This is a genomic window from Brasilonema octagenarum UFV-OR1 (genome assembly GCF_963888615.1).
GTDB classification, from domain to species: domain Bacteria; phylum Cyanobacteriota; class Cyanobacteriia; order Cyanobacteriales; family Nostocaceae; genus Brasilonema; species Brasilonema sennae.
On sequence record NZ_CAWPKW010000140.1, the window covers coordinates 1 to 9176 of the forward strand.

Here is a 9176-nt window from a genome sequence, read left to right on the forward strand (position 1 = left end):
CACCCTGCCCTGTCGGGCATCCCTCTCCTTGCTAAGGAGAGGGAAAGATTTTAGCGCAGCTAAAAGCGAGGGTGAGGAGAAAAGCGAGAACAGTATGAGCGTTAAGCGTAGCTCTCCGTTTGCGTAGCGCCCCTCTTAGGGGCTAGGAATCGCCCCTACGCAATAGACTTATCACACAACGAACTCTTGTGTTACTTTCGACTCTCCTAAAATCACATCAATACTAAATTTCTCCCCAAATTCGGCGCTAAATTCGACTTCAATCCAATTATCATTCTGCCGAGAAGTCGTATCTAAAACTTCCTCTCCCTTATCGTCAATCACAGCCACTTTTAATCCTTCAGATATATACACATTTGCCCCAGGTATATACTCATCTTTGGGGAGAGACACTTGTATCAAAATGTTAACTTCATCTTGATTTTTTATTGCTGACTGATTTTCCGCTGCGATCGTCACAATCAAAGCAACAGATTCGCCATTTAACTCCAAGCCCAAATCAATTTTTTTCCCGCGTGTGATACTGAAACTTCTACACCCCATCCATTCAATTTGTTGAGGATGTAAAATTTCATCAATTGTTTGCCAGCCTTCTGTAACAACTCCTTTGATCCATTGGTGAAGACTAACTGTTGCTGCTTGTTCTTTATCCGTCAAATAATCGAGCAAATCCTCTACAGATTGCAACTGGCTAAGAGGAATTTTAGCTACAGCTTGAGTTGTAAAACCTAGAATCGTCGCTGATTTTAAAGATTCGCTCAACTGCACAGCTACATAGCCAATTCTATCTGTTCTAACCTCTGGTGGAATCTCCAAATATTCTGCATTTGATAAAACAGGACGACACTCTAATTTTCCAATATTTTTGACTTTCAAATCTGCCACATCTATTAAACTCTGCATCCAAGGATTGTAATTATCCTCTTCTTCTTGATTGGTTTCAAAACCCATACAGCGAAGATAATAATCGACTGCATATACAGCTAAAATATTGAGATAGACTTGTTTAGCTCTATAGGATTAGATATCCCTTTGCGGTGCTTTTCTGCTTTACCATGTGCCTCGAAACTTAGAGGTACTCTAAAAGATATTTGTTCAGCGTTAGCGTTCATAATTAATTATCCTTAATGTTGAAGTGCAAAGAGTGAATGATTGTGAACTACTGTAAATATTTACGAAAATAATCAATAATCTTACGCTTTTTTAGACTCCGCTGGTAAAGCTCAGAAAGTCTTGGTATTGGATGAGCTAATTTTTCAGATATATACTTCCACTCTTATGCATCTAATCTCATTAATAAAATTCGTTGTAAATTGGCATTTATGTCATTTACGATGTAAGTATTCTGTAAAATCCTTTCTGGATCATCTTTGATAAACTCTCTAACTAAACGATTTTCGCTATTTTCATGGGTTTGAGATATTTCTTTTTCTTGTAGCTCTTTGCGAACTCTAGACAATTGCCCTTTCGCCGAATTATCAAAACCAACTTCCAAACTATATAATTCATCCAGACAGAAGATTGCTTGTTGTCGTCTGGCTTGTCTGAGAATCTCAAAAAACCGTGAGTTCATTATTTGATTTACCCAAGCCATAACCGGATGTTGTGGATTGTAAGTCTGGATATTTTCGCAAATTTTCATCCAGGTTTTTCCTAGTGCTTCGTCATAAATATCTTGAAAATTAGGAAAATCTTTCCATGTTGGAAGTCTTGTTATTTTTCCGGAATCCTGAATTTTTTTGATTAACTGATTCAACGCTTTGCGTCGTTCACGACTCTTAGGCGGATGTAGTTGTGCTTCCTTTACTAACTGTCGCAGTTGATAATCTAAAACATCTTCATCCATCTAAACCTCCTGCTTAACTCCAAAAGTTCGGTAATTTGTTGTAACGTATCGAAACAATATACAATGACGCGATCAGAGTAACGTCTAAATGTCCCAGATATTACTCCCTTCGGTGGTCTAAGATTATCTGCAAGAATTTACTCTTCTCTCTGTGCTCTGGTGCGCCTCTGCGGTTCAAAAATAAGTATTCTTCCGGCGATTCGGGACTACTCTCTTCCTGGTACAAGATTACCTATCTTCTTTTTGATTTTCTTGGCGTTCTTGGCGTCTTGGCGGTTCGTTAAATTAGGTATTCTTCTGGCGATTCGGCAGTAAGAAGCTTGATCTATAAAGTATAATTTTTCTAAATGGATCATAATTTCACTCCCGTACCACTTCAAACCCTTCTACGAATGAGACGGGGAGTTTTTACGCAAAATTAAGAATAATATTGTATGTAGTACAAACCTACATTATTTCTAGCGACGAAAATCTATAATCTTCATTAGTGCAATTCGCGATCTCATTCCCTTTGTAAGTTACCATGACCACTTCATCCCGTCGCTATCACATCACCACCTTCGGTTGCCAAATGAACAAAGCCGACTCAGAACGTATGGCTGGCATCCTAGAAGACATGGGCTTTGAGTGGTCAGAAGACCCAAATCAAGCAGATTTGATTCTCTACAACACCTGTACAATCAGAGATAATGCCGAGCATAAAGTATATTCTTATCTTGGTAGACAAGCAAAGCGTAAGCATGAACAACCAGACTTAACTATCGTTGTTTCAGGTTGCGTTGCGCAGCAGGAAGGCGAAGCACTGTTACGGCGTGTGCCAGAGTTAGACTTGGTGATGGGACCGCAACACACTAATCGTCTGCAAGACTTACTACAACAAGTGTTTGACGGCAACCAAGTTGTGGCAACTGAACCCGTTCACATTATGGAAGATATCACCAAGCCGCGACGGGATAGCAGCGTAACAGCTTGGGTAAATGTGATTTACGGCTGTAACGAACGCTGCACTTACTGTGTGGTTCCTAATGTACGCGGTGTTGAGCAATCCCGTACACCCGAAGCAATTCGCGCGGAAATAGAAGAAATCGGGCGGCTTGGTTATAAAGAAGTAACCTTACTCGGTCAAAATATTGATGCTTACGGGCGAGATTTACCAGGAGTCACGCCAGAAGGTCGTCATCTGAACACTTTGACAGATTTACTTTACTACGTCCATGATGTGCCAGGAATTGAGAGAATTCGGTTCGCGACTTCTCACCCGCGTTATTTCACTGAACGCCTGATCAAAGCTTGCGCGGAATTACCCAAGGTGTGCGAACACTTCCACATTCCCTTCCAATCTGGAGATAACGAAGTTCTAAAGCGCATGAGTCGGGGTTACACTCATGAGAAATATCGCCGGATAATCGATACAATTCGGCGGTATATGCCAGATGCGTCGATTAGTGCTGATGCAATTGTGGGTTTTCCGGGTGAGACAGAACAACAGTTTGAAAATACTCTCAAATTGGTAGATGATATTGGCTTTGATTTGTTGAATACAGCAGCGTATTCTCCACGTCCAGGAACACCAGCCGCAATTTGGGATGAGCAATTGAGTGAAGAGATTAAGAGCGATCGCCTACAACAACTCAATCATCTTGTTGGTATCAAAGCAGCCGAGCGATCGCAACGTTACATGGGACGCACTGAAGAAGTCCTAGTCGAAGATCAAAACACCAAAGACAAAACCCAAGTTATGGGGCGTATCCGTGGAAACCGTCTCACGTTTTTCACTGGTGATATCAATAAACTTAAGGGCAAGTTGGTTCAAGTAAAAATTACCGAAGTTCGTGCTTTTAGCTTAACAGGTGAGGAGATTCCGGTTTTGGTTTGCTAGCTGTCAGCGTTAGAGAACCTGTAAGTCCTAATTACGTCGAAATATTCGGAACATGCATTTTTTATTTTAGTGAACAGGTAAGTATGCAGCAACTAACTTGGAGACAGTTAAAGTTTGTAATAGGAGTTCTTTTGGCTATAGGGATTACTCCAGTCCTAGCTCAAAATACACCACAAAACCCACCTGCACGCACGTATCAACCTGGCTATTGGCAACCGATCGCACGAGTCAATCCAAAAAGCCCATTTGCAGTTGTCCTAGTCAATCAAACAAAGTCTGCTTTGAAATACAATTTTCTTGATGGGCGCGCGGATAGCGACTTATCTGTGGGAGCTAATACACAACTCAAAAATATTTTCCTACCAGTTAACATTGCCGTTTACGATCCTTCCCAAGAAGCTGCAACTCAAGACGCAGGGGGTTTGAGATATGAAACTTCTGTGACAAATAATGTTCTCACAGTCACAATTATGCCTGCTCAAACTACTGGTTATCATGTGATTAACATAGCTAAAAATGGAGCTATTTACAAATATTAGAGCGAACAAATAAAAATACAGCAACTTTGCCCGGATGTGCTACGCTATCTGAATTTGAGGCGTGATAGAGTCTGCAAAAACCATGAGTCAAGAATCCAAACCCCCACAGATTGGTATCACAACCTATGGTCGTCAGCAAGCAACTGCTGTATCCACACTCAGTGCTTACTCAAATGCTGTACAAGCCGCAGGTGGTGTGCCAGTTTTCTTGCCAGCAACAGAGGTTGATCCACTAAAACTCCTTGAGCCTCTTGATGGTCTTATTCTTTCTGGTGGTGGAGATATTGATCCAGTTTTTTACAATGGCTCGTTTCATCCTAAGATTTATTCGGTGGATTCACACAGAGATGTTTTTGAACTCCAGATAGCACGCTTTGCTCTAGATAACCACATACCAGTGTTAGGCATTTGCAGAGGATTGCAAATCTTGATTGTAGTATCTGGTGGTACTCTCATTCCTCATATACCAGATAAGTACGGTACATCCGTCTTGCATAGACAAGAACCAGAACCAGGACTGTGGCAATCTACAGAGCATATAATCAAAATCAATCCAAATAGCCGTCTGGCAAAGTTGATTCAAAAAACTCAAATATCTGTGGTTTCATTTCATCACCAAGCTGCACGTAAAATCCCGCCTGGTTGGCATGCTGTTGCATATGCATTGAAAGATGGAGTGATTGAAGCAATAGAACATGAACATCATCCTTGGGCAATAGGTGTTCAATGGCATCCAGAACTTTCTCCAAATGATCCCAATCATCAGCGAATTTTTCAGGGTTTTGTACAATCAACACTTTCTCGGAAGAATCTTAAAATTAGGGGTGTAAGGGCACTGTCCTCCCCTACACCCCTACACACGCCAGATACCTACGGAGGGAAACCCTCATCAAGTACTGGCTCCCCTATACCCCTACACCCTTAGTTCCGCTCAAGAAAAATAGAGCAACTTTGCCAAGTTGTGCTACGCTATCTGAATTTGAGGCGTGACAGAGGTATTTCCGATGACAAAGCTGCGGGTGGGATTGCTTTTTGGTGGTCGTTCGGGAGAACATGAAGTTTCTATAAGTTCAGCGCGGGCGATCGCCAGAGCCTTGACGACAGAGCAAAATACTGATAAGTATGAAATCTTGCCTTTCTACATCCAGAAAGATGGACGTTGGCTAGCAGGAGATGTGCCACAACAAGTTTTGGAATCCGGAACACCGCTGCAATTGCCAAGTACACCTAATGATCAATTATCAGTTGCCAAAAATCAAGTTCTGGGCCGTTGGCAATCTCCTTCCCAAGTTGCAGAAGTAGACGTTTGGTTTCCCATTCTCCACGGTCCCAACGGTGAAGATGGCACAATACAAGGGTTACTCACCTTAATGCAGGTTCCCTTTGTTGGTTCTGGAGTGTTGGGTTCGGCGGTGGGAATGGATAAAATTGCCATGAAAACAGCCTTTGCCCAAGCGGGATTGCCACAGGTAAAATACAAAGCGTTAAATCGAGCGCAAATTTGGTCGAATCCTTGTGTTTTCCCCAAACTGTGTGACGAAATTGAGGCGACTTTGGGTTATCCGTGCTTTGTCAAACCTGCTAATTTAGGTTCATCGGTCGGTATTGCCAAAGTGCGAACAAGACCAGAATTAGAAGCAGCATTAGATAACGCCGCCAGCTACGACCGAAGGATAATTGTTGAAGCTGGAGTTGTCGTACGAGAATTAGAGTGTGCGGTTTTAGGAAATGATAGTCCGAAAGCTTCAGTTATTGGTGAAATTACTTACGCAAGCGATTATTACGATTACGAGACTAAATACACAGAAGGAAAAGCAGGTTTACTGATTCCAGCACCTGTACCGGAAGCTGTCACTCGTCAAATTCAGGAAATGGCAATGCGCGCCTTTATTGCTGTTGACGCTGCTGGATTGGCAAGGGTAGATTTTTTCTACGTCGAAGCTACAGGAGAAGTTTTCATTAACGAAATCAACACATTACCAGGCTTTACAGCAACAAGTATGTACCCTTTACTTTGGGCGCATAGCGGTGTTTCTTTCCCCCAATTAGTTGATAGATTAATCCAACTGGCTCTCGAAAGACATTCTGCTTCCTCAACAACGCAAGAGGAAAACTGATTTTCCGCCCTCTCTAAAAAAGTATTAATAAGTACAAAAAGCGTAGAAACCAATATCAGATTAAGTCACTAGTATTTTAAAGAAACTATACTGAAACTATATAATTTTCTACGGATACATCCTGGTTAACCCTTCAGTATAATCTAAAACTGGAGGGTTAAAATGAGCAAAGCAACTATGGAAAATAGCCAGAGTGTACAGCAGCAGTCATCGCAATCAAAAGCACCTGTACCCAAGTCGGGGAAGAAAGTTCCACCAACGACAGGGAATAAAAATTTCCTGATAAATCTGCTTGTACATCATACTTGGCTATTGCCAGCAGGGTTGTTATTGATTTCTATAGGTAGTACTGCTGCTGCCTTGTACAGCTTGGGTCATGTGGGGCATATGCAACCAGAGGAAGCAGAAATCGCCCAAGCTGAAATTATCAAACCAATTAAAGCACCCTCCAAAGCAATCAATCCTACACCTTTATGGATGGTGGCTGCTATTGCTCTGAGTTGTGGTAGTGGTACCTTAATAATATTCCTACTGCTAAACCGTCGGGCACAGCCTCAAGAAGCCACAAATAACATTAACCGCCATCAAAAACGCTTAGCAAAACGTCGTCCAGTATCAAAACCCCGTCCCAAGAAGAACGTACCAGCTTTTGTGCCATCAATACCAAGGACGCCTGTTATTATAATGCCTCCTCGAACAGAAACTGTAGTCACAGTTTTACCACCAGAACAAAATATCTCGCCGAGTCAGGGTAAAGAATCTCTAGCAAATATGTTGGATATGCGCAAACATACTCCATTGTCAACCATTATACGTAAAGATTAATATAGCAGGGAATAGGGAATAGGGAACTCTTAACGCTTAACAGACTTAAAAGTCTCTTCTTCAGGTTTCCCCATTCGTTCCATTGGAATCATTGTTGTCAATTGTTGACTTGCAGTTTCAGCATCACCGTTTTCCTCTGTGATACGGGCCATCATATCTGTATTGATGATGCCAGGGTTGACAGCATTAATGCGGATAAGTAGAACCACCAAATTAAACATATAGTGGTTCGCAGTTTCGTCCAATACACACCTAACCACGCCAGATGCTTCCCGATAGCCGTAAGGCGTGGCCGTTCCCACTAGGGTAGCATCTGGCGTTGGGCACTGCCTAGAGTTCGCTCAAAACCTTATTTTTACGTTGTGGGCAGTGCCCACCCTACGGTTATTGAAAATGGTGCAAGATCTCAGTTAGGACTGAGTGTAGGCGAATAGCACATCTTTATGTTTCTACAAAGTTCAGCAAACTGCTTGGCGAGATACTTCAGCATCAATAGGCTTGATAAAGTAAAGCCGTAACAAATGCCCGATGATTGAAAGTATCAAGGGTAACTTTTGAAAGAACTTGACAATCTTTTGACTATTGCTGATGTTAATCGTTGTCAGCTTGAGATTAATATCCGAACACTCTTCCAGCCGCCGGAAAAACTCTGGATGATCTGTATTCAGTATCACAGGAAATGCCCGTGCAGCGGTTTCATTCGTCTTTTCAATCACTTGGATATTGTATTGGTATGCATTGATGCCAATAGAGTGATAAAATGACGCCCTCTCCAGCACTGTTAAAGTATGAGTCGCGAACACAGACAGCAGGAAAAACCGCACCCACAAACGCGCTTTCCAGTTGTTCCAGAGTTGGGGTTGCGATCGCAACAGCGCCTTAAAGAAATCTCCATGTCGATTCTCATCCTGACACCAACTCTCGAAATAGCCAAACAAGGGATAGAATTTCAACTCTGGATGTTTCTCTAGGTGACGGAACATAATGATGTAGCGCCAGTAGCCAATTTTCTCAGACAGGTAAACTGCGTAGATAATCCACTCTGGTGGAAAAAAGGTGTAGGTACGATTCTTTGTCAGATAGCCCAAATCCAGTGAGAGATTAAAATCCGCCATTGCTTTATTGAGAAATCCCGCATGGCGTGCTTCATCCCGCGCCATAAAATTAAAAGCTTCCGCCAAAAGAGGATTTCGCTGTTTCAGTCTGCGCGATAACTCTTTAAACAGAAGAAACCCAGAAAACTCTGAAGTGCAAGAGCGTTCTAAAAAATCAATAAAAGCACGGCGTGTTTCCCCATCAATCATATCCCAACTCTGCTGAAACTCAGAATCACGCACGAAGTGATGGCGGTTATAATCAGCCCGCAGTTCATCCACAATAGCTCTCAACTGCGCTTCATCCGCTGAAATGTCCAACTGTGCTACAGCGTCAAAGTCAGTCGTGTAAAACCGGGGCGTTAACAATGTTTCCTGCACAGGCGCTTTCACACCTGGCTTTTGCAACTCAGGCGCAGGAGTTTGAAGAGACTTAGCCATGAGAATCGTTCAATCGATTTATCTTTTTAAAGCTATATAAGCATAAATTTTTCTTGAAATCTATCAAAAGTAAAATAATTTAAAAAATGATTTATAAATCGGAAAATCTAAATAAATTTAAACGGTTTCCTAGTTACACAACGATTTGATAGTTTAATGGTTAAAGTAGTCATCAATATGGTTTGGACCAACAAGCGAGCGTGATAGTGTCTCCTTCAGTTCTGCTCTAAGCCCAAGATAGCTATCTGTCCCTACTTCTTTTGTTAACTGTGAACTACTTTTATAATCAGTGAACAGTGAACTCAGATGTTGCACCTCTACGTGAGCACACCTTGAACTCAAGTTCAAGGCTAATAGCTTAAGTCCGTTAAAACGGACTAAAAGACTAACAAGAGTCCGTTTTAACGGACTTGAACTTTGAGCCAAGAAATTTAT

11 protein-coding genes are annotated in these 9176 nt (G+C 41.9%); 5 read left to right on the forward strand and 6 right to left on the reverse strand.

Annotated features, from left to right (window positions below; translation table 11 throughout):
* Positions 1 to 171: 171 nt before the first annotated feature.
* The 3 genes from AC5590_RS09545 to AC5590_RS09555 form a co-directional block, all read right to left on the reverse strand.
* Positions 172 to 990, reverse strand: coding sequence for a DUF1822 family protein (locus tag AC5590_RS09545; RefSeq protein WP_348982782.1), 819 nt, complete (start codon positions 988 to 990; stop codon positions 172 to 174).
* Positions 984 to 1112: a hypothetical protein gene (locus tag AC5590_RS09550; protein ID WP_256379283.1), complete on the reverse strand. Its 129-nt coding sequence runs from the start codon at positions 1110 to 1112 to the stop codon at positions 984 to 986. Before AC5590_RS09550 ends, AC5590_RS09545 begins: the two co-directional genes overlap by 7 nt.
* Positions 1113 to 1276: 164 nt before the next feature.
* Positions 1277 to 1846 carry a hypothetical protein gene (locus AC5590_RS09555; protein ID WP_248277412.1) on the reverse strand — a complete coding sequence of 190 codons (570 nt, stop codon included), beginning with the start codon at positions 1844 to 1846 and terminating at the stop codon, positions 1277 to 1279.
* A gap of 523 nt (positions 1847 to 2369) precedes the next feature.
* Between AC5590_RS09555 and miaB the strand changes: the two genes are divergently transcribed.
* The 5 genes from miaB (at position 2370) to AC5590_RS09580 (ending at position 7206) form a co-directional block, all read left to right on the forward strand.
* Positions 2370 to 3725: a tRNA (N6-isopentenyl adenosine(37)-C2)-methylthiotransferase MiaB gene (gene miaB, locus AC5590_RS09560; protein WP_169268561.1), complete on the forward strand. Its 1356-nt coding sequence runs from the start codon at positions 2370 to 2372 to the stop codon at positions 3723 to 3725.
* A gap of 83 nt (positions 3726 to 3808) precedes the next feature.
* The gene (locus AC5590_RS09565) at positions 3809 to 4264 is read left to right on the forward strand and encodes a hypothetical protein (protein WP_169268562.1); all 456 of its coding nucleotides are present in this window, start codon (positions 3809 to 3811) and stop codon (positions 4262 to 4264) included.
* A gap of 82 nt (positions 4265 to 4346) precedes the next feature.
* The gene (locus AC5590_RS09570) at positions 4347 to 5189 is read left to right on the forward strand and encodes a gamma-glutamyl-gamma-aminobutyrate hydrolase family protein (RefSeq protein WP_169268563.1); all 843 of its coding nucleotides are present in this window, start codon (positions 4347 to 4349) and stop codon (positions 5187 to 5189) included.
* A gap of 79 nt (positions 5190 to 5268) precedes the next feature.
* Entirely contained in the window at positions 5269 to 6381 is a 1113-nt protein-coding gene (locus AC5590_RS09575) for a D-alanine--D-alanine ligase family protein (RefSeq protein ID WP_169268564.1), read from the forward strand.
* A 162-nt stretch (positions 6382 to 6543) separates the two neighbouring features.
* Entirely contained in the window at positions 6544 to 7206 is a 663-nt protein-coding gene (locus tag AC5590_RS09580) for a hypothetical protein (RefSeq protein WP_169268565.1), read from the forward strand.
* Positions 7207 to 7235: 29 nt separating this feature from the next.
* Here the strand turns inward: AC5590_RS09580 and AC5590_RS09585 are convergent, their stop codons facing one another.
* From AC5590_RS09585 to AC5590_RS09595, 3 genes are all read right to left on the reverse strand, one after another.
* On the reverse strand, positions 7236 to 7508 hold the full coding sequence (locus AC5590_RS09585) for an SDR family oxidoreductase (protein ID WP_498823096.1): 273 nt from the start codon (positions 7506 to 7508) through the stop codon (positions 7236 to 7238).
* Between the two features lie 156 nt (positions 7509 to 7664).
* A complete protein-coding gene (gene acsF / locus AC5590_RS09590) occupies positions 7665 to 8741 on the reverse strand; it encodes a magnesium-protoporphyrin IX monomethyl ester (oxidative) cyclase (protein ID WP_169268566.1) in 1077 nt (358 codons plus the stop codon).
* Positions 8742 to 8894: 153 nt separating this feature from the next.
* Positions 8895 to 9176: hypothetical protein (locus AC5590_RS09595; protein WP_211178754.1), on the reverse strand; the 282-nt coding region annotated here is incomplete at its 5' end.